Below are 20,446 nucleotides of genomic sequence, written 5' to 3' on the forward strand. Positions count from 1 at the left end.
ATTAATACAAATTCTGGATTCTTCTCAGATATGACTTGCTGTCTTCCATCTCTGCTTTTCCAAATGTTTTGTCAATGTAGTTGATCAGACCTGTGATCTCATCTCTTACAAAGGTAACGTTCATACTTTCAAATTTCTTGAGTACTTTACGTGCAATGATGTAGTCCATACCGCCAAGTTCTGTGCCACCACAGGCAACATAGACCGGGATAAAGTCGTACATCTGCTTCATAATACGGTTTCCGAAAGAAAGCTTGAACCTGGTAACCAGGTAATTGTCCATCTTCTGCAGCTTCTCCAGGGATTCCTCGCTGATCGGATGTTCTGTTTTTGCTTTCTGGAACAGGTACTGAAGATGCTCTGCTGTGATATCGCAGCGAGGCTGAAGTTCACATTCAAAAGCATCTGCTCTTTCATTCAGCTCAATCGGCATAGCACGGTCATAAACCTTATCCGTGATCGTAAAGGTGGAGTCATCGTTGTTTGCGGTTCCGACAAACCAGGTAGCGGTGCTTACATGGATCTTGCCGCCTTCCATTTTGACAGGATCTCCCTCCCATGCCGTCGGCACAAGGTCAAGTACCCACTCATCCTCGTTCGGCATTTCCAGTACGGAAAGCATCTCTGCAAAATAATACTCGATACGTGCAAGGTTCATCTCGTCGAGTACGATCAGAGTCGGGTCCGGACGATAATTTGCCTCATACAGTGCACGGAGAAATTCTGTCTCATTAAATCTCTTTGAAAATTCGTTAAAATAACCAAGGATCTCTGTACGGTCACGATAGGACGGCTGTACAGATACGATCGTTGCCGGGTTTTCCATATATCGGCTGAAGGAATATGGAAGACTTGTTTTACCGGTACCGGAAATACCTTCGAGGATCAGAAGCTTACTTGCTGCCATACCTGCAACAAATCGCCGGATGATCTCAGGTGTATAATACAGTTTCATCTGGCTTGCGGCAAAAAGTCTGTAGCCCTCTACGAATTCTTCCAGTGTGATATCATTGTTATACTGCGGATACTGGAAAGCTGCATATTTCTGATCGACAAGTGTAAGTTTCGGGAAACGGTGTTCTACGGTTTCTCCCGGGTCAGAAGAAACTACTGCACGTACAACAGGTGCTTTCTTCGGATCGTCAGTTCCCGAGATGATCGCAGCAGCTCCTGCTTTTGCTGCCGCTCCCTGTACAGCCTTGCCTGGATCAGTAACGTTTCCAACACTTGGAATCACATCATCAGTCAGTGCAGAAGCTCCCATATATGGAATTCTCTCTGTGCCTCCCATGGCATTTACCTTGAGGGCAAGTATGCTGTTCTTCTCTTCCATCAGATCCAGCACCTGCTTGTTCAGTCTTCCGATTTCTCTGTACAATGCCGCATTGTCTGATTTGTCAGCCTTTAACTGGTAATTCAGAATCGCCCTGCGGATCAGAAGCAGAATGATCACGATCGGAATTGCCGCAAGAAGGATCATTAGCAGAACCGAAAGAACTTTGCCTACAATGCTCAGCGTCGGGAAGTAAGTTTTGAAAATCACAAAATATTCAAACCAGCCGGTAACGAACACTTTGGCAAAAGCCACCAGCCAGGTTACGATGTTGTAAACGACCTGTGAAAGAACCTCAAATGCAAACTTCAGGAATTCGCTCAAGACTCTGTACCCTCCTCTTTGGTCTGGTCATCGCCGGAATCGCTCTGACCCTGCTGTTTTCTGGCATCTGCAAGTTCTTTTTCTGCTTTGGCACGGATCGCTTCTGCTTCTTCACGCATTTTTCTTGCTTCTTCCAGTGCTGCTTTGGCTGCTTCTGCCTCATTCTGAGCTTCAGAAGGTTCCGGTCTCTGTGCTGCTGCTTTCTGTGCGGCCTCTTCCTGTGCGATTGCTGTTTCTCTGGCAGTCTCTACTGCAACTGCTTTTTTGAGGCGGATAGCGATCATGATCAGATTGTAAACCTGATAGATAAAGAACAAAAGCATCGGAAGTACGATCACGATCAAAAATCCCATGCTGCTGGAAAGGAAATCCATGACTTTTCCTGCCTTTGGCAGATCTCCGACATATTTACCTACAATATCACCATCGGAAATGATATGTGCATCTGCTATACCATTGTTGTTATCACCGAGCGTTGTATAGCTTCTTGTGTCTCCAACTGTATCGATTTTCTGGATACGGTGGGTATTCAGTGCATATTCGTTATCAATGATCGTATGGAAACAGATGATATCGCCTTCTTTGAGGGTGGATGTGTCACATTTTTTGATAAAGATCAGGTCTCCTGCACTGAATGTCGGTGCCATGGAATCTGATTTTACGACAAGCGGGGTATACCCCAGAAGGCTTGATACATTCTGATTGTCTCTTGTTGCTATTGTTGTGAAGGCATACAGCGCGGCTACCAGTATTACCAGCCACAGCAATACGCTGATCACAATTGTTCCCGTTTTCTTTAATGCTTTCATAGTTTCTTCTCCCTGGTTATTTTATTTATTTTGATCATCTGTTTTATCCCCGGTAAATCTCAGCCGGATTGAATAATCAGATCCTCTCAGTTCATCTGTACACGCCTCATCAGTTCCTTCCATCCAGATATGGACTGTTACTGCTTTGTCCACTCCTTCTTTCAGAGAAAACATGGCATTGTCTTCGTTTATCTGCATTGTGGAAGCTTCCGGAAGCCCGAATGTCTTTGCTGTACCTTCTGTGCTGCTTGCGCTTCCCATGCCCGGATCGTAATTCCATATCGTTCCGTCTGTGAAAAAAGCAATTCGCATGGATTCCGGCAGTGCTGCATTCTCTGACATGACCAGCGTTCCATCCTCTGCACCGGAGCTGCTGTTGGCACTTGTAAGGTGGACGACCATATCCTTGGCTGCCATAAAATGAAGCGTAAATTCAAGATATGCTCCGCTGGTGTTTTCGACTGTTGTGCCATTCTCATAGGAAAAAGTCTCATAATCGGTTGTTGTCACCGGTTCCAGCGGGGTTGTTTCCATGGAAAATCCCTTTTCCTGCTGGATCCTCGCCGCGATCTGCTCAAACGAAAGAGTCTTTACATACTGGTCGATCGTGCTGTGCGGATCAAGATCCATTCTCAGATCAGCATCTGTCACGATATCCAGACTCATGGTCTTTACTTTTGCCCTGTCCGCAATGGAAAACCAGGCTACCGTGGCTGCTGTAACTGCGACCAGCGCCAGCAGAACCAGCAAAACTGATGTATACAGCCTGCTTCGGACTGTTTTGTTGTTTTCTTTTTTGTTCATGCTCATGCCCCTTCCTGGCTAAGCACGCCATAAAATCCAAGCTGCAGGTCTACCGTACTGTACTGTATACTGTTGGAACAGTCCGGGTCGCAGCCTTCCAGATAAAAATAAATATCTACGGTATATATTTTGTTAAGCTGCATTGTCAGAAGCGCATTCTGCGGAACATCTACAGAATCGTCTGAAAAACTGATGGTATATCCATCTGCCGATACAGACGGGTCGGAAGCCGCCCGTACTGTCCCGTTTGTGTATGACAGTACCTGATTGTTCCCAAGTATCTGCCCGTTAATGACTGTATTGTATGTCTGCTGACCTGATGCATTCTGACTTTCACTCAACTTAAAAATCACTTCTGAAGAATAATTCTCGTCAAATACAAGCCCAAGTCTTGCCGCATTCAGCATCTGACCGGATACTTTCTGTCCCAGAATGCCATCGCTCTGGTCCAGATACAGCTTCATCGTACTTCCATCGTCCATTCCTTCGCCAACCGCACGGATATAAACCCGTCCGTGGTAATAATATTCTTCATTCTGGACTCTTTCGAAAGAAGATGCCATTCCGGAATATGTAAACGGTGAATAAACAAAGTTCTGAAGGTCATTTGTCGAAACCGGAATCAGATACTCTGCATCAGTCTTATTGACCTGCGTAATGGATGCCGGCTGTGAATCCCGAAAACTGCTGCCTCCTGTGCTGCTGAGCTGCAGTTCCAGATTTTCTTCATCGGTTCTTGCTGTTACAGTGTTGGTCGAAACTGCCCTGTTGGAAGTAAACCATGCATAAGTGAAAAATACCACTACAAACAAAATTAAAATGATTGTTACTGTCAGGAACCATGTCCTGAAACTACGCTTCATGGCTGTTCTCCCTTCTCACTTTCTTCCAGATCAACACCTGCAAAAGCAAGCTGTATCTCAGAATCTCTGTTCTGTACCGGGTTGGAACACTGTTCATCACAGCCCTCCAGATACAGCCAGTATTCTACGGAAGCCACTTCATCTGCATTTAACTGCACCAGAATCTGGCTTCCATCTTTGTATTCATTTTCGGCCTCGCCATTCTCTGCCATATAGGCTGTGATGTCCTGTGCCGGGTCATCTGCATAAGAAGCCTGTCCATTATCAGAAACAGAGGAAACAACTGTTGAGCTTCGTGGAACAGTCAGTACAGACTGTGCACCTGATGTGCTGCCCATTTCATCCAGTCTCCAGATAAAGGTACTGGTTCCCTCATGTGATGTAATTTTCATTCCAAGTCTCATTGCTGCCAGTGCCTGCGCATCGCTTCCAAGGCTCAGTTTCTCTCTGTCAAAATATACCTTACATGGTGCATTCTGGCATTGCAGATAAACCGTTCCATGCACTGCATCCTGATCTACTCTGCTGTCTGCATTGCTGTAAAGTACTGCAATTCCATTCTTGTTCTGAGCAGTCGATCTGTAAAAATGTTCCAGATTTTCTGTTGAAAGTGGTTTCAGTGAATCCGGATTTCCATTCAGAACCAGATCGCAGGTCTTGTCAAAAGGCCCGCTCTCACTTATCGATATCAGTAAAACGGTATCACCCTTACTCACAGTTCCTGCCATTGGAGTAACATTGGTGGAATTGATTCCTGTAAGTGTAAACCAGGCATATGTAGTACCGGTTGCTGCTGCCAGAAGAAGCAGAATCCACAACACAGCTTTTGAAAATGATTTTTTTAACTGATCAACTTCTGTATTCAAAGCCTTGCCTCCTTATTTTCAGGATTCTTTTACGGCTCCTGCAAAAGACACGGAAAGGTTCTTAAGTGTCTGGCTGCAAAGATTTCTGGTACAGTCCTCGTCACAGCCTTCCAGCCAGATATAGAGATCGATCTGTACCGGATCTCCTGCAGAACCATTCTTTCCGGTTGTTGTACATAATTTCAGTGAGCCTGACTTCAGACTGACAGTTCCTGTATTTTTGTCATATGTACAATAAGCCGCTGAGGTATATGGCGTAAAGGAGACGGTTGTTCCGTCTGTTTTGGTGCAGTCCAGTACATCTCCTTCCTTACCTGTTGCTGTATTGTATTCTGCCTCGGGGTTTTTCTTATCGCTGATTGCAAAAATATATTCTGCTTCTGTCGGCTGGTTCCTGCCTGCTTTGTGTACTACAAAACCTGCACGGATCGCGGAAGAAATCGGATTCTTCTCATCGCTATCCTCAAAGCCGATATCCGCAATATAAATATCGGTTGACTCCCCGTTGCTTTTAAGAAAAAGGCTTGTCTTGTAATAATCAGTATATGCACCCTTTCCAAACAGATTTGCCACCAGATTGGACTGATTCTCGGTTCCATTGGTAAAGCCAAGTACTTTCTGGAAACCGCCGCTGATCCTGTTGGTAGAAACCGGATTCAGCTGTCCGGAAAAGCTGTCCAGGACTGCGGCTGAACCATAGGTGCCATTATATGAATTGCTGATCTGCAGGTTTACGCCTGCGCCTGCTGCCATACGGACTTTTGTTGTATGGCGGCTGGTATTATATATATACCAGGCATATGTTGCTGATGCGGCTGCAAGCAATGCGATAAGCAGCGCAACTGTGCCTGTTCTTAATTTGCCTTTGAGCTGTTTTTTGTCTGATTTATTTACCTGTTCCATAACATTGGAAATTATGGACACCTCCCCTTCTTTCTACATGATAATCCCATTTATACACTATAATAGCACATTGATTTCCATTCAGCAATGCGTCAAGGCTACAGATTTTCGCATTTGTAGCGACAAAATTGAAAATTTTATTTGTTTTCCCGTATAAGAGAAAGAAAGACCTGGGTTCCACTGCTGAACAGAACTCAGGTCTTTCTTTATTTTTTATTTGATTAATTAACTATTACTTTACATCTGACAGATTTTCTGCCGGATGTAACGGTGATTGTTGCTGTGCCTTTACTTCTGGCAGTGATCTGTCCTTTACTGTTTACAATGGCTATTTTGGTATTACTGGATTTATAAGTGATTTTTTCTCCGCTGGTCAGTGGCTGAAGGACCGGTTTGAGTGTTGCTTTTTGATTTCTTTTTAGTTTCAGAGAAGTGGCAACGCCTGTGATCTTCGTGGTTTTTACAGTTGTTTTCTGTACTGTCACAGTGATATTCTTCTTCAGTCCGCTTCTCAGTGCTATGGTTATTATGGCCTTTCCACTTCTGGTTCCTGCCTGGATCGTGCAGGTTCCGTTGCTTCTTCCGTAAACTTTTGCAATATTCGTATTGCTGGATTTCCAGGATACGATGGAATCTCCTTTTGCAAGTCCTGAAACTCTCAGAAGTGTTGTTTTCTGGCTGGTTTTCAGGAGGATGCTGCTTATGTTTACTTTTATGGATGGTTTCAGTTTATTTCCGTAATTTCTTGTCTCTGTTTTGCCACAGGTGCTGCATTTGTGGGTCTGTTTTGCCGATGCCAGGGCAGTAGCCGCTGTTGTCGTTTTCCATGTTGTAAATTTATGTGCCACAACCGATACTTCCTGGTTCCTGGTTTTTCCGCATACTGTACAGGTAAATGTTTTTGTACCTTTCTTTGTACAGGTGCTTGCTTTTGTGATCTTTCCTTCATCCCAGGTGTGTGTATGTTCAACCTCAAGGGTCTTTGTGGCTCTGCAGACGTAAATTCTGCTCTGACTTGAGGAACTGTAGTACACAGAAATATATTCTCCTGCATCGTCCAGCGTCACACCCGATTTCTTATATATGTGTGTTGCAGAATATACCGACGCATCCGATGCTTCCTTGTCAAATTCCGGTGATTCTGAGGAATCGTATTTCTTTACTGCGGAATAGGTTCCGTCTTCTTTTGCGGTAAGTTTATAGATCTGGCTGGTGTCTGTAGAAATATTGGTTCTGTATACCCCCAGTTCGATGTTTTCTCCCTCCTTGACCTTCTGCGGAGAAATATACAGCGTATTATAGGAATCATAGTAATCATCCGAGATTTTGTACGGAACCTTAACTTCATCCAGCAGATGATTTTTGTCGGTTATGTTTTCCGGAAGTCCGGATGGATCTGCAGAGTTTACAAAGCATTTATCTGCTTCATTTATTTCCCATTCTCCTTTTACAGATACTCTGATCTTCTTTCCGGATTCTGCTGTTGCCCATACCTGTTTCGGCAGAATTGCTGCAACTTTTTTGATGCTTTCTATGTTATCCATCGTCTTATAAATAACATATTCTCTGGCATCTGCCGTCACACTCGTCACATAAGATGGCATTTCCTCTGTGATGTCCGCAAATCTGGTTGTATAACTGATCTGTGCCTCTGAACCTGTTGCTGCATCCTGAAGTCCCGTAATCTGCACCCGATAGCTGTCTGTATATCTGGAACCAGAATAATCAGAAGGCTGTACCATGTCGATCTCGACTCCTGATACTCTCAGTTTCCCGTTCTCCTTCGTGCATTCATAGGAATTTCCGGTGTTAAGGTTTGTGATCACTGCGGTTACTTTCGTGGAATCCGCAATTTTCAGTGTGTTTTTGTTTATTCGTACGGACCAGGCACTTGAAGACGGTGACACCAGCCGGGACGGCATATATCCTGGTGCCGGAAACGCACTGAACGGCAGGTCTGAAGTATTTCCAGATGCTACACCTGCTCCGATTGCAATGCCTCCGGAGAATCCGTACTGAACATCTGACAGAGAAGCTTCGATCAATGCATATCTGTGTCCTGTTGTATCCCATGACTGGGATCTGAGAGAATATCCCTCGTTCATCCAGCCTGTGATAGCTCCCTGAGGAGTATATCCTCTCGCAAGAATGTTATGTCTGCACGGAGCGCCTGCATTCCACATCTCGTCACTCATATCAGCCGGCTTGCTGGAATCACTCACCCAATGGCTGAATTCAAAATTACGAACGAGAGCCTGCACCTGAAGAGAATCCGAATGTGTGGAACTATTCTTCAGTGAATTCAGACCTGACAGCCAGCGATAGAAATTTGTCATTGCTGTCATCGCTGTATGTGTATCCTGGGTCAGCACTCCTGCCGCATATGGCGCGGAAGTAGAGCACGGTTCCTGATACCATGTGGAACTGTCTGAATTTGAATAAGTTGCTCCGGCATATCTTGCCTTTGCATATTCATCAGCAACCTCTTTTAAGGTTCTGCTTTTGAACGGTTCCATTTCGTCTGCATCGTATACGATTGTGTCCCCGGAAGAAAAAAGTTCTCCTACGCCATCTGAAAATAAGCTTTCTTCTTCACTGACAGGTGATTCTTCGGTTTCTGTATTTGTTTCCTCCACGCCCGCTTCTGTGTCCTCTTCGGTCACTTCCACCTGTTCTTCATCATCTTCGGTTTCTGAGATTTCTGATTCTCCATCCCAGGCCACATCCGCTTCAGGAGTTTCTGATTCATCCGCTTCATCCATCTGCGTAAATTCATCTTCCCAGGTTACATCTTCTGCATAAACAACAATTCCTGCCTGTGATACAGTCAATGTAACTGCCAGCAAAATCCCTATTATTTTTTTCTTCATTTTCACCCCTCCTGATGTTCTTTTTATCATTTTATCGTATTTTTTTATTTTCGTAAATTTAATGACAGATTTTTTTATTTTCGACAACTTTCACAATTCCGATTTTTCACATTTGTAAAAATTTACGATAAACTTTTACATAAAAAGTATCCAACCAAAAAGTTTCTGATTGAGTGCCTGCCATTATACCTGGATAAATTTTCAGTTTCGTTTCATGAAATGATAAATTATAACTCCGACTGCTGCAAGTACCGCAATTCCAGCAATCCAGAGGAGGGGATTCTGGCTTTTGGAAGATTTGCTGGTGGTTACAGTCTGGCCTGAAGTCTGAATATCGTCCTTCTCTGGCTGTCCGGTGGTCTCTGAATCTGGTGCATCGGTCGACTCTGGGCTCTCTGTCGATGCCGGTGTATTTGTTGGCTCCGGAGTTTCCGTCGGTGCTGATGTCTCTGTCGGTACCGGTGTGTCGGTTGCCTCTGGTATATCAGTCACTTCCGGTGCTTCCGTTGGTGTAACTGAATCTGCTGCTCCTGTTACGGACGGTACTGCTGGCACCTGTGGATTCTCTGTCGTTGAAGGTGCTGTCGATGGTGTGGCAGTATTTTCGGAAATTGCTGCCGCTGTGCCGGAATTTTCCGGTACCGGTGTCATATCCAGCAATTCTGTCCCGTCAGAGTTCTCATAAGTACCATGTTCCTTCGCCCATTCTTCTGTCTTCTCAAGATCTACCCAGCCTTCCTGGTCGTCGATCGTTGTAACACCCCAGTGACTTCCATCGACAAGTTCTGCATCCTCTGTGATATGAAGAGTCTCTCCATTCTGGATATCACGAACTCCTGGAACTTCACCGTATTTGATTCCCGGCCCCTGATAGAGTTTCTGACTTCCGTCCTCGGAGTAAGCTTTGACATCGTAATCTGCATTGTAATCCACATTGTCACTTCCTGCGATATACAGTTCGGAATCTATTGCTTCCTTGCGGGACTGTGCCGGCTTACAGTCATCGAGCGGCACGTATCCATGCATGCCATGGTATTCTGTATAGCCCCAGGTTCTGTTATTCTCCTTATCCTCTGTCTCGCCCTCGATATGTAAGGCTGTACCGTTCGGGATCTGACTGTCATTCAGCTTCGAAGAACTCAGATCCGGCAGAGAATATATGTCGATCCCTCCCGCTTTAGATTCTACGATCATGTAATAATCTGTCGTATAATCAGGATTTTGCTTCTCCTGCTGTACATCTGCCATAACATTTACGCTCATCAGGAATCCCATCAGAACGACCAGAAAACTTTTTATTATCTTTTTCATTTTATCTTCTCCTGTATGGTTTGGCTTTATCTACAAATTCTGTTTCTATCATACCATAGTGAAGTTCTAATGATAATCCTTTTTATCATAAAAAATGGGAATTTTTTCGACTTTTACAGGAAACTCTGTGGATAAAAAGGGACATCCCCGAAGAAATCCTCGGGGATGTCGTTTAATCATGGCATTTGATTAAAATCAGTTTAACAGTTTAATTTATTTATACAGAGGTCCGTAGTTCTTGCAAGCACGGAAGTCTGCACCTTCTTTATCCATTCCGAATGCATTCCATGCTGCCGGACGATAGATATCTTTTTCCGGAACGTTGTGCATGGATACCGGAATACGAAGCATTGAGCACATTGTGATCAGGTCAGCTCCGATATGTCCATAGGAGATAGCACCGTGGTTAGCTCCCCAGTTATTCATTACATCATAAGCTGTCTTGAACGGTCCTTCTTTGCCATCGCATCTTGGTGCGAACCATGTACATGGCCATGTGTAGTCTGTACGTTTCCAAAGTTTGTCAGATACTTCTTCCGGAAGGGCTACTGTCCATCCTTCTGCGATCTGCAGAACCGGTCCAAGTCCTTTAACAAGGTTCAGACGGATCATTGTTGCAGGCATCTGAGCTTTTGTTTCATAACGGCTGGAGTATCCGCCTCCACGGAAGTATCCGTTGTCAGCCATACACCATTCTGTGTTATCCATGATTGCTTTCTGGTCTTCTTCTGTGATATCCCACCACTGTTTCATAACAGCATTGCCGTTTTCGTCTTTTGCTTCGCCGTTAGCGTCAAGGCAGGCAGCACCGGAGTTGATCAGGTGAAGGAATCCTCCAGCTTCTTTGGCAACACCTTCAAGGTCATATCCTGTAGCTTTCTTAACTGCCTCAGGGCTCCAGTATGTACGAACGTCAGCAAAGATCTGAGCTCTGTTTGTAAGGAGTTTCATGAACATCATTCCAAGACCGTTGAGAACGTCGTTCTCTGTAGCAAGGATATACGGCTCACGAGCTCCGTTCCAGTCAAATGAAGTATTCAGCATTGCTTCTGCGAAGTCACCGTTCGGATAGAAGTCTGTCCACTGTCTCTGTCCCTGGAAACCAGCTGCCAGAGCGTTGTGTCCGATTGCTTCTTCAGAGAATGCAGGATCAAGGTTATCGCAGCCGTTCATCAGCTCTTTGATGATAACTGCCATCTTAACTACGAATTCAAACTGCTCTTCTTTCTTTTCTGGAGAGAACTGCAGTTCTTCCGGGTTCTTGTCCCAGCCGATCTTACATGTTTCTTTAGCCCATTTGAGAGCTTTTTCAAATTCTGCATGATCATAGATACCTTCTGTCATACGACGGATGATTTCTACCTCATCAACGGATTCAACACGCATTCCAAGATAGGATTCGATGAAATCGGAATCAATGATAGATCCGCCGATACCCATTGTAACGGAACCGATCTGCAGATAGGATTTTCCTCTCATGGAAGCTGCTGCAACTGCTGCACGTCCAAATCTGAGTAATTTTTCTTTAACGTCTTCCGGGATAGATGTATCATCAGCTTCCTGAACATCATGTCCATAGATACCGAATGCCGGAAGTCCCTTCTGTGCATGTGTAGCAAGAACGGATGCAAGATAAACTGCTCCAGGTCTCTCTGTTCCGTTGAATCCCCATACAGCTTTGATTGTCTGCGGATCCATATCCATTGTCTCTGCACCATAGCACCAGCAAGGTGTAACTGTAACTGTGATATCAACGCCTTCTTTGCGGAATTTATCAGCACATGCTGCACTCTCACCTACACGTCCGATTGTTGTATCAGCGATAACAACCTTAACCGGCTCACCGTTGGAATATTTTAAATTTTCTTCAAAAAGCTTTGCAGCGGACTTAGCCATGTTCATTGTCTGCTCTTCAAGAGATCCTCTTACGTCCAGGGCTCCTCTACGTCCATCAATTGTTGGTCTGATACCGATAACCGGATAGCTGCCTACTAATCTGCTCTTTGCCATGCTAAATTACCTCCATTATAAGTAATTGTCTATTGGGAGTTTCTGACAACAACTGTGAACAGTCCACAAAAAGCTCCCTTGTTTTCTATACTTCATAGTATACAATTGCCAAGTGATAATTACTTGTGTTATAATGGCAAAAAGTAGTACAATATTCACTTTTTTGACTGTAAATATGATTTTTTAGCAAAAACCATATAAGGAGGAGATTTTTTTGCATGATCTGGACCACAACGAAGACCGCCTGAGGGGAACTTATGAATTTCCATTTGAATTTCATCATATAGAACCGAATCACCCCCGCTATGTCATGTCCTATCACTGGCATGTCGAATATGAGATCATACGCATCCTGAAGGGTTCTCTCTCTGTCACTTTAGACGAAAAAAGCTTCACAGCAACAGCGGGAGATATCATTTTTATACACAGCGGCATCCTGCACAGCGGGATTCCCGAGGATTGTGTGTATCAGTGTATTGTTTTTGACGGAAATACTTTTCTGAAATATAATTCTGTCTGTTCAACCTATATGCAGAAAATTATTCATCAGGAAATCCTTATTTATCATCATTTCACCCCGGCATCTGAGGAAATCTGTGCCACTGTGAACAGTATTTTTGATGCTCTCTGGATGCGGCCATCCGGATATGAAATGACCGTTATTGGACAATTTTACCACTTTTTCGGTATTGTTTTTGGCAATCATTACTACCTGGAAAGCGTTACCAGAACGCGGCGTGATTACAAGCGTATCCTGCAGCTGAAACAGGTACTTGACTTTATCGAACACAACTATGCCTCCCCCCTTACTCTTCAGCAGCTTTCCTCTTCCGTATCCATGTCTCCGAAGTATTTCTGCAGATTTTTCTCTGAGATGACACATCAGACGCCGATGGATTATCTGAACCATCAGAGGATCGAGCAGGCGTGTTATCAGTTGTCGACTACGGATGATTCGATCACGGAGATCGCTTATCGGAATGGGTTCAATGATCTGAGCTACTTTATTCGAACATTCAAGAAGTACAAGGGGATGACGCCTGGGAAATATAAGCGTTCCTAACTCTATCTCATGATGTAACAAAACTCAGGGCACATAATAACCCTGAGTTTTACATTTTATATGAGTTCTTTTATCCTGATTTCGAATTCTTTGCCGTACTTCTCATATTTATGTTCTCCAACTCCCGTTACCTGGAGCATTCTTTCCTTATCTACTGGCTTCAGGATACACATGTGGATCAGTGTCTTGTCTGAAAATACCATATACGGCGGGATCTTCTCCCGGCGGGCGATCTCGGTGCGGAGTTCACGGAGTTTCTGGAAAAGCGGCTGGTCTTCTTCGGTGAGTCCGCTGACCGGTGCTTTGCGTTTCCGGGATAGCTTTTCTTTTGGTTTCTTTTCCTGTTCTTTTGGAAGTTTCATCTGTATCGTACTGTCCTGCGCCAAAAGTTCACCGATCCGCGGGCCAAACTTCACGATCGTATAGCCGTCGTCTGAGAGCCGCAGGTAATCCTGCACCAGAAGTTCGTTGAAGATCTGGCGCAGACGATAGGCCGGGACTTTGGAGAGTTTTCCATAGGAAGGATTTTCTTCCATATGGTATTGTCGGATCTTGGCAGTATTTGCGCCGTGCAAGGTGTCCAGGATCACATTCACACCGTATCTCTGATGACTGCTGTTGATGCACTCCGCGATTGCTTTTGCCTCTTCGGTGACATCTTTTTCTTCGAATTCTGTCAGGCAGTTGGAACAGTTTCCGCAGTAGGCTGCACCGTATTCTCCGAAATATCTCAGAATATAGGACCGCAGACAGTCATGTGTGAAGCAGTAAAAAGTCATCTGCCGCAGTCGCTCTTCATCGCGCTGCATGACCAGTTCCTGTGTAGCATCATCCAGTTCCTCATTGTCCTGATTATTTTCAATGAAAAAGCGATTTGTGATTACATCCTGTCCACTGTACAGAAGGATGCATTTTGACGGCTCTCCGTCACGTCCTGCCCTTCCTGCCTCCTGGTAATAACTTTCCATGTTTTTCGGCATATTGTAGTGGATGACGTAGCGGACATCCGGCTTATCGATTCCCATTCCGAACGCATTTGTCGCCACCATGATCGGACTGCGGTCATAGATAAAATCATCCTGATTGATGCGTCGTTCTTCATCGGAAAGTCCGGCATGATAACGCGTCGCGCGGAATCCGTCCCGGATCAGTTTCCCACAGACTTCTTCCACCAGTTTTCTGGTCAGGCAGTAGATGATCCCGCTCTCGTCCGGGTGCTGCTCTATGTAATTCTTCACTTCTGCGTATTTATCTTTCGGTGATTCTACCTGAAAAAAGAGATTGCTCCTGTCAAATCCAGTAGTCACGACATAAGGTGTCTTAAGCATAAGGATATTCTGGATATCATCCCTGACTTCTTTCGTTGCAGTCGCCGTAAATGCTGCCACGACCGGGCGCTTCGGAAGTTTCTCAATAAATTCTGTGATCTTGAGATAACTTGGCCGGAAATCCTGTCCCCACTGTGAAACGCAGTGTGCCTCATCCACAGCAACCATCGCGATATCTGCATTCACCGCAAATGAAAGGAACGAATCTGTCAGAAGCCGCTCCGGTGCCACGTAGATGATCGGATATCTTCCCTCTACTGCCAGTGACAAAGCCTTGTAATACTGTCCCTGCGTCAGTGAACTGTTGAGATATGCCGCGTGGACACCCGCCTCATTCAACGCCCGCACCTGATCTTTCATGAGAGAGATCAGCGGGGAAATGACCAGCGTGATCCCCGGAAAGATCAATGCCGGGATCTGATAGCACAAAGATTTCCCTGCACCTGTCGGCATCACGCCAAGCACATCCCTGCCTGAGATCAGCTCATCTATCACCTGTTCCTGTCCCTCACGGAAGGTATCATATCCAAAATATCTTTTTAAAATGTCATATTTCTCGTCTGTCATCAATTCAATTACTCTCTTTCCTGCCTTGTCTGCTTATGAAGTTTTTCTCATAAAAAAAGAACCTGTTTCCTGTACATCATTGAAACAGATTCTTTTCCTTATGTCAAACATTTATTTACAGTACTTCATTCAGGACAGATAATCCATACTCTGCCAGGCTGTGATCCTCCTCACCGGTTCCTCCGCTGATTCCCAGGCCTCCGATGATCGTATCTCCAACCTTAAGTGGTACACCGCCGCCAAAGATCACGATCCTGCCGCCATCCATCTTGTCTACGCCGTAAAAAGTTCCTCCCGGCTGTGCCAGGATACTGAGTTCCTTCGTAGACATCTTGACTGCGACTGCTGTGTAGGCTTTCTTGGTGGCTACATCAAAACTTACAAGGAATGCTCCGTCCATGACATGGACTGCGATCGGATTTCCATCCGGACCGCAGACCGCGATCACCGCTTTCTTGCCACGACGCGCTGCTTCCTGTTCGATTTTGTCTATCAGGCGCTTTGCGCTGTCCAGAGTGATCCGTCCCTGGATTCCCATTCGTTTGAGAACTTCCTGGATCACTGCCTCGCTTGTCGCCGGAGTCTGTACTGCTGCCACTGGTTCTGCCTCTTTTCCACCGGAAGGTCTGCTTTCTTCCTGGTTTTGTACCGGCTGCTCTGTGGTTTCTGTATATCTGGCCATGATATACAGATAATCACTCAGACGGTTCATGTATTTCTTTGCGCCGTTGTCTGCTCCGAATTTCACACTGACAGCTGCCAGATCACGCTCCGCTCTCCTTGCAACTGCCCTTGCGATATCCAGTTCTGCTGACAGACGGCTGCTGCCCGGAAGGATATTTTCTTCCTTCGGGCAGCTGAACAGGCCATCCAGACGATCGATCTCGTCTTCAAGCTGTCCTGTCTGATCATCTTCTGTCCTGAACTCTCTGTTAAAAGGATCTGCCACGCCTGATACGATCGTATTCAGATTCTTCTGGATATCCTCAAGAAAGTGGATATCCTCAGCTTTATCCATCATGGTCTTGATAAGTCCAAGATGACTGGTCAGCTCATCAATCGTTCCTACCAGTTGAATACGGTCATCTGACTTGGAGACATTTTTTGTACGGACAAGGTTCGTAGTCCCCTTGTCACCGTTTGTTGTATAAATGCTCATCTCGGCATCTCCCATGTCATTTTTGATTTAGAAGGACCAAAGTTTGGTGTAGATCTTGATGATATCTTCTTTGGTCGGTGTTCGTGGGTTCGTTGGTGTGCAGGCATCCGCAAGTGCCGCCTCAGCCATCTTATCCACTGCTGCAAAATATGCATCTGGAGTGATGGTACCAAGCTCCTGGATAGTCATCGGAATATTCATTTCCTTCTGCATGAACTGGATCCAGTTCACAAGAGAACGTACACTCATAACCTGGTTGTAATTGCTCAGTCCCAGGATGTGTGCAACTGACGCATATCGTTCTACTGCAGGAAGATATGTCTTCTGGCTTCTGCTTCTCTTGTTGATGTTCGCATTGAATTCCACAATGTGAGGAAGGAGCATCGCGTTTGCTCTTCCGTGAGGAATATGGAACATCGCACCAAGCTGATGGGCCATGCTGTGTGTGATACCAAGTCCCGCTGTGTTAAAGGAAAGTCCTGCCAGACAGGAGGCCACGTGCATCTTCTGTCTTGCGTGCATATCACTTCCGTCGAGATATGCTCTGAGGAGGAATACTCCGCAGATTTCCATTGCTTTCTCTGCGAGTGCTGCTGAGAATTCGTTATGTCCGGTACTTACATAGGATTCCAGTGCATGTGTGAACACATCCATTCCTGTATCTGCTGTAATCGCCGGAGGTACGCTCTTAACAAGCTCTGCATCCAGAATCGCTTCATCAGCTGTCAGGCTGTCAGAAACCAGTGGGTATTTAACTTTTGCTTCGGTATCATTTACAACTGCAAAAGAAGTTACTTCTGATCCTGTTCCACTTGTGGTCGGAATTGCGATCAGTCCAACCTCGCCGTAATGGTTGATCTTCAGGGCAAACTCACGGATTGCCTTGGAAGAGTCAATTGCAGAACCACCGCCAACTGCGATGATTGCTTCCGGCTGATAGCTCAGGAATTTCTTAACTCCGTCTGCGATTTTGTTGACCGGTGCATCCGGTACAACGTTATGGAAAATATCATATTCCTTACCAGCTTTTTCCAGAGGTCTGGTAATCAGATCAATCATTTTGCTCTGCACTACAAATGGGTCTGTAATGATCAGAACTCTTTTGTATGGAATGTTCTCAAGACGTTCCAGTGCATTCTCTCCAAAATGAATCGCTGTTTTCATTTCAAAGGTCTTCATATCTGTTGCTCCCTTTCTATGGCTGCATGTCAGGATAGAGACATTTTACGCCTGCATCTTTGAAATAACCCATCCATTTGTCTGATGGTTTCCTGTCCGTTACAACCACATCTACATCCCGCAGTTTTCCTGCTACAGAAAAAGCGGTCTGATCAAATTTTGTGCTGTCTACAACCAGAATCTTCTCACGCCCTGATGCGATCATGGCTTTTTTTGTTGTGCCAAAGGATTCCTTTGATTCCATGATTCCCCACTCATGATCCAGTGCCTTGCAGGAGATAATGACCTTGTCTACATAATAGGACCGGATCGACTCCTCTGTTCTGGAGCCCAGGAATGCAAGATATCCTTCTTTCATGACACCTCCGGTTGAAATAATATTCCAGCCGGATACGTCAGAAAGTTCAAGAAGAATCTCCATGGAATTTGTGATTACAGTGAGACGCTCTTTCTCCTTAAGTGCTTTTGCTACAAAGACAGCTGTGGTACTTGCATCAAGAAAAATGTGGTCTCCCTCCTGCACCAGAGAGGCGGCAATCTCCGCCATTTTTTGTTTTCCGCTTACGTTCTGGTTTTTGCGGATATTGAAGGGCAAATCGATACTTACATCCTCGTTTATGACTGCACCGCCATAGCTTTTGATAGCAAGCCCTTCCTTTTCGAGCTTGTCAAGATCGCGGCGGATCGTTTCTTCTGAAACTTCGTAGAGCTGACTGAGTTCGCTTACTACGACCTTCTTTTCTGTCTGAAGTTTCTCCAGAATTAAATTCCGTCTTTCTAATGCCAGCATTTACTTTGCCCCCTTTTGAGAACATTTATTTTTTATAAAAGAGAATCCATCATTCGTTTATCCGGATGTGCAATGACAGATGAATCCAGGTACATACCTTTTTCTGCCACGAATTCTTTTGCTTTCTCGATGGAAGCTTCTACTGCTGAAACTTCTCCTGTAAGAAGCATGTAGGATTTTCCACACATACCTTTTGCGATACGAAGTTCGATAACGTCTACGATCGCAGTCTTGGCTGCCTGGTCTGCTGCTTCGATAATGGAAGCGGCATCATATGTCTCCAGAATTCCCAGAGCACTGATTCCTTCTACCTGTGTTGTTCCATACATTGCCGGGAAAAGGGATTCGTGCGGGTTACCAAGTACAAAGCTGTCGATACATTTGTCCTCATATGTGGTTACTGCTGCGTCAACAGCGGCTTTTACTGCACTTAAATCGCCTGTGATAATTGCAATATATTTTCCCGGACATACGGTCTGTGCCTCGACGATCTCTACATCAGAGGTCTTTACCATGGTATCTGCTGCTGTGATACCTGTGGCAGTCGTTTTAAATTCAATCATTCCGATTGCTTTACTCATGTTCTGCACGTCCTTTCTACTTTGCTGCGATTATGATATGGCGATCTGTTACTTCAGTTACTCTTCCTGAGATACTTGCATGGATGCTTACGCTTAATCCGTCAGCATGCTGCGCGATCATCTGTCCCTTTGTTACTGTGTCGCCTGTTTTCACAATTGCCTGTGCCGGTGCTCCGATATGCTGGCTCAGAAGGATCTTAACCTTGGATACCGGAACTACGTTCTCGTCCATCGGTGCGTCCTTGTCGTATTTTGTCAGTCCTAAACGGGCCATCAGACGTTCTTCCGGAACCTTGCGATATTCTCTTGAAGGTTTAACCGGTACCGGCTGAACTCCCTGAGGAGGTCTGATACCTGCTTTACGAAGTCCGCCCTTCATGTCTGCAAGAAGTGATCTTGGTGCAAGACTCTGCGGGCAGGCATACATTTCGCATACACCGCAGGAACTGCAGAATGCGGAATTGATGTATGGATTTACATCTCTGAAATCTCCGGCAGATGCTGCTCTCATAAAGCGTGCCGGGTCGATCGGGTGTCCGAGGTTATGTCTCGGGCAAAGGTCTGTACAGGTATTACACTGGCAGCAAATAGATGCTGCACGTTTTAAGTCGATTGCTGAAGTTCTTCTTTTCTTCATGACGATCTGATGATCGTGTGGAAGAACGAGAACTGCGTTTGTTGTTTTGGTCACCGGATCTGATCCGTTGCCAATGCGTCCCATCATCGGTCCGCCTACAAAATAAACAGGATCTTTTGTGGTAATGTCACCAGCCTGTGCTACTACTTCATCCAGTGTACAGCCCAGCGGAACCTTGACTGTTACAGGATGACCGACTTCTGCTACTACAGACACGTATTTCTCTGTTACAGGCTTCTGTGATGTCACTGCCTGATATACATTGTAGATCGTCTCTACGTTGAATACAATGACGCCCTGCTCAATCGGCAGTCCGCCAGGTCTGCAAACACGTCCTGTAGCTTCATAGATCAGCACAACTTCATCGCCCATCGGATACACTTCATCAAGAAGATGGATCTTCAGGCCGGGGAATTCCTCAATGTGCTGCTGCAGTGCCTTGATCGTCTGAACATAGGATTTCTTGATTCCGATGATTGCCTGTGAAGCACCAACGGTTTCCATAACCATATGGAAAGTTTTCATGATCTCATATGCATGTTTTTCAAGTAACTGTCTGTGAAGTTTCAGCAATGGTTCACATTCTGCACAGTTCATAAGAATTGTGTCCGCCTTGTCAGTAAGCTTGGCGTATGTCGGGAAACCGGCTCCACCTGCACCTACGACGCCACTGTCCTGTATAATTTTCTGTAAATCTTTGATTTCCATGGCGTTACTCCAATCCTGCACCATCATCGATGATTCCGACGATTGCGGCATCGATCGGTGCTGTTTCTTCACCGCAGCCAATCCTTGCTGCGCTTCCTTGTGCCACCAATACATATTCCCCGATTCCTGCGCCGATGATATCGATCGCAACGATCTGGGATAAGTCAGTTTTCATATGATGCACCGGCTCCACAATCATGAATTTCTGTCCTATTAACTTGTCACTCTTCCGCGTGGAAACCACGCTTCCAACTACTTTACCTACTATCATGTGTGTGCCTCCGCATTATTATATAATCCCCTAATGCCGGTGGCATACGCCACCGGCTGATCCAGGAGAT

17 protein-coding genes are annotated in these 20,446 nt (G+C 45.3%); 1 reads left to right on the forward strand and 16 read right to left on the reverse strand.

Features of this window, described 5'->3' with window-relative positions; all coding sequences use genetic code 11:
- Window position 1: 1 nt before the first annotated feature.
- The 9 genes from DWX28_RS04755 to DWX28_RS04795 all read right to left on the reverse strand — a co-directional run bounded on the left by DWX28_RS04755 (window position 2) and on the right by DWX28_RS04795 (window position 12,093).
- Window positions 2-1,657: a hypothetical protein gene (locus DWX28_RS04755; protein ID WP_118252014.1), complete on the reverse strand. Its 1,656-nt coding sequence runs from the start codon at window positions 1,655-1,657 to the stop codon at window positions 2-4.
- Window positions 1,654-2,466, reverse strand: a complete 813-nt coding sequence (locus tag DWX28_RS04760; protein ID WP_118252015.1) for a signal peptidase I — start codon at window positions 2,464-2,466, stop codon at window positions 1,654-1,656. The genes DWX28_RS04755 and DWX28_RS04760 overlap by 4 nt, the downstream gene beginning before the upstream one ends.
- A gap of 21 nt (window positions 2,467-2,487) precedes the next feature.
- Window positions 2,488-3,270 (reverse strand): hypothetical protein, encoded by a 783-nt coding sequence (locus DWX28_RS04765; RefSeq protein WP_118252016.1) that lies wholly within the window; start codon window positions 3,268-3,270, stop codon window positions 2,488-2,490.
- A 2-nt stretch (window positions 3,271-3,272) separates the two neighbouring features.
- Complete coding sequence (locus DWX28_RS04770; protein WP_118252017.1) at window positions 3,273-4,133, reverse strand: hypothetical protein; 861 nt, start codon at window positions 4,131-4,133, stop codon at window positions 3,273-3,275.
- Window positions 4,130-4,999 carry a hypothetical protein gene (locus DWX28_RS04775; protein ID WP_118252018.1) on the reverse strand — a complete coding sequence of 290 codons (870 nt, stop codon included), beginning with the start codon at window positions 4,997-4,999 and terminating at the stop codon, window positions 4,130-4,132. The genes DWX28_RS04770 and DWX28_RS04775 overlap by 4 nt, the downstream gene beginning before the upstream one ends.
- Before the next feature lie 18 nt (window positions 5,000-5,017).
- A complete protein-coding gene (locus DWX28_RS04780; RefSeq protein ID WP_158565279.1) occupies window positions 5,018-5,923 on the reverse strand; it encodes a hypothetical protein in 906 nt (301 codons plus the stop codon).
- Window positions 5,924-6,123: 200 nt separating this feature from the next.
- Window positions 6,124-8,772, reverse strand: a complete 2,649-nt coding sequence (locus DWX28_RS04785) for an Ig-like domain-containing protein (protein ID WP_158565280.1) — start codon at window positions 8,770-8,772, stop codon at window positions 6,124-6,126.
- A gap of 201 nt (window positions 8,773-8,973) precedes the next feature.
- Window positions 8,974-10,083 carry a hypothetical protein gene (locus tag DWX28_RS04790; RefSeq protein ID WP_118252021.1) on the reverse strand — a complete coding sequence of 370 codons (1,110 nt, stop codon included), beginning with the start codon at window positions 10,081-10,083 and terminating at the stop codon, window positions 8,974-8,976.
- Between the two features lie 213 nt (window positions 10,084-10,296).
- Window positions 10,297-12,093 carry an L-fucose isomerase gene (locus DWX28_RS04795; RefSeq protein ID WP_118252022.1) on the reverse strand — a complete coding sequence of 599 codons (1,797 nt, stop codon included), beginning with the start codon at window positions 12,091-12,093 and terminating at the stop codon, window positions 10,297-10,299.
- Between the two features lie 214 nt (window positions 12,094-12,307).
- Between DWX28_RS04795 and DWX28_RS04800 the strand changes: the two genes are divergently transcribed.
- The gene (locus DWX28_RS04800; protein WP_022215778.1) at window positions 12,308-13,156 is read left to right on the forward strand and encodes an AraC family transcriptional regulator; all 849 of its coding nucleotides are present in this window, start codon (window positions 12,308-12,310) and stop codon (window positions 13,154-13,156) included.
- A gap of 56 nt (window positions 13,157-13,212) precedes the next feature.
- On the opposite strand, the gene recQ is transcribed toward DWX28_RS04800, so the two are convergent.
- The 7 genes from recQ to DWX28_RS04835 all read right to left on the reverse strand — a co-directional run bounded on the left by recQ (window position 13,213) and on the right by DWX28_RS04835 (window position 20,376).
- On the reverse strand, window positions 13,213-15,051 hold the full coding sequence (gene recQ, locus DWX28_RS04805) for a DNA helicase RecQ (protein ID WP_118252023.1): 1,839 nt from the start codon (window positions 15,049-15,051) through the stop codon (window positions 13,213-13,215).
- Window positions 15,052-15,166: 115 nt separating this feature from the next.
- Complete coding sequence (locus tag DWX28_RS04810; RefSeq protein ID WP_022215776.1) at window positions 15,167-16,210, reverse strand: cob(I)yrinic acid a,c-diamide adenosyltransferase; 1,044 nt, start codon at window positions 16,208-16,210, stop codon at window positions 15,167-15,169.
- Between the two features lie 27 nt (window positions 16,211-16,237).
- Window positions 16,238-17,389 carry a 1-propanol dehydrogenase PduQ gene (locus DWX28_RS04815; RefSeq protein WP_118252024.1) on the reverse strand — a complete coding sequence of 384 codons (1,152 nt, stop codon included), beginning with the start codon at window positions 17,387-17,389 and terminating at the stop codon, window positions 16,238-16,240.
- A gap of 16 nt (window positions 17,390-17,405) precedes the next feature.
- Window positions 17,406-18,179, reverse strand: a complete 774-nt coding sequence (locus DWX28_RS04820; RefSeq protein ID WP_022215774.1) for a DeoR/GlpR family DNA-binding transcription regulator — start codon at window positions 18,177-18,179, stop codon at window positions 17,406-17,408.
- 32 nt (window positions 18,180-18,211) lie between these two features.
- On the reverse strand, window positions 18,212-18,760 hold the full coding sequence (locus tag DWX28_RS04825) for a BMC domain-containing protein (protein ID WP_022215773.1): 549 nt from the start codon (window positions 18,758-18,760) through the stop codon (window positions 18,212-18,214).
- Between the two features lie 16 nt (window positions 18,761-18,776).
- Entirely contained in the window at window positions 18,777-20,105 is a 1,329-nt protein-coding gene (locus DWX28_RS04830; RefSeq protein WP_022215772.1) for a 4Fe-4S dicluster domain-containing protein, read from the reverse strand.
- A 4-nt stretch (window positions 20,106-20,109) separates the two neighbouring features.
- The gene (locus DWX28_RS04835; RefSeq protein WP_118252025.1) at window positions 20,110-20,376 is read right to left on the reverse strand and encodes a EutN/CcmL family microcompartment protein; all 267 of its coding nucleotides are present in this window, start codon (window positions 20,374-20,376) and stop codon (window positions 20,110-20,112) included.
- Window positions 20,377-20,446: the final 70 nt, after the last annotated feature.

The sequence above is a fragment of the Blautia sp. AF19-10LB genome (genome assembly GCF_003461245.1).
In the GTDB taxonomy this organism is placed as follows: domain Bacteria; phylum Bacillota; class Clostridia; order Lachnospirales; family Lachnospiraceae; genus Blautia_A; species Blautia_A intestinihominis.

What these genes read in the sequence shown, in the direction of transcription:
- DWX28_RS04760 (WP_118252015.1), bottom strand. Translation starts at nt 2,466, where the DNA reads ATGAAAGCATTAAAGAAAACGGGAACAATTGTGATCAGCGTATTGCTG.
- DWX28_RS04765 (WP_118252016.1), bottom strand. Translation starts at nt 3,270, where the DNA reads ATGAACAAAAAAGAAAACAACAAAACAGTCCGAAGCAGGCTGTATACA.
- DWX28_RS04770 (WP_118252017.1), bottom strand. Translation starts at nt 4,133, where the DNA reads ATGAAGCGTAGTTTCAGGACATGGTTCCTGACAGTAACAATCATTTTA.
- DWX28_RS04785 (WP_158565280.1), bottom strand. Translation starts at nt 8,772, where the DNA reads ATGAAGAAAAAAATAATAGGGATTTTGCTGGCAGTTACATTGACTGTA.
- DWX28_RS04790 (WP_118252021.1), bottom strand. Translation starts at nt 10,083, where the DNA reads ATGAAAAAGATAATAAAAAGTTTTCTGGTCGTTCTGATGGGATTCCTG.
- DWX28_RS04795 (WP_118252022.1), bottom strand. Translation starts at nt 12,093, where the DNA reads ATGGCAAAGAGCAGATTAGTAGGCAGCTATCCGGTTATCGGTATCAGA.
- recQ (WP_118252023.1), bottom strand. Translation starts at nt 15,051, where the DNA reads ATGACAGACGAGAAATATGACATTTTAAAAAGATATTTTGGATATGAT.
- DWX28_RS04810 (WP_022215776.1), bottom strand. Translation starts at nt 16,210, where the DNA reads ATGAGCATTTATACAACAAACGGTGACAAGGGGACTACGAACCTTGTC.
- DWX28_RS04815 (WP_118252024.1), bottom strand. Translation starts at nt 17,389, where the DNA reads ATGAAGACCTTTGAAATGAAAACAGCGATTCATTTTGGAGAGAATGCA.
- DWX28_RS04820 (WP_022215774.1), bottom strand. Translation starts at nt 18,179, where the DNA reads ATGCTGGCATTAGAAAGACGGAATTTAATTCTGGAGAAACTTCAGACA.
- DWX28_RS04825 (WP_022215773.1), bottom strand. Translation starts at nt 18,760, where the DNA reads ATGAGTAAAGCAATCGGAATGATTGAATTTAAAACGACTGCCACAGGT.
- DWX28_RS04830 (WP_022215772.1), bottom strand. Translation starts at nt 20,105, where the DNA reads ATGGAAATCAAAGATTTACAGAAAATTATACAGGACAGTGGCGTCGTA.
- DWX28_RS04835 (WP_118252025.1), bottom strand. Translation starts at nt 20,376, where the DNA reads ATGATAGTAGGTAAAGTAGTTGGAAGCGTGGTTTCCACGCGGAAGAGT.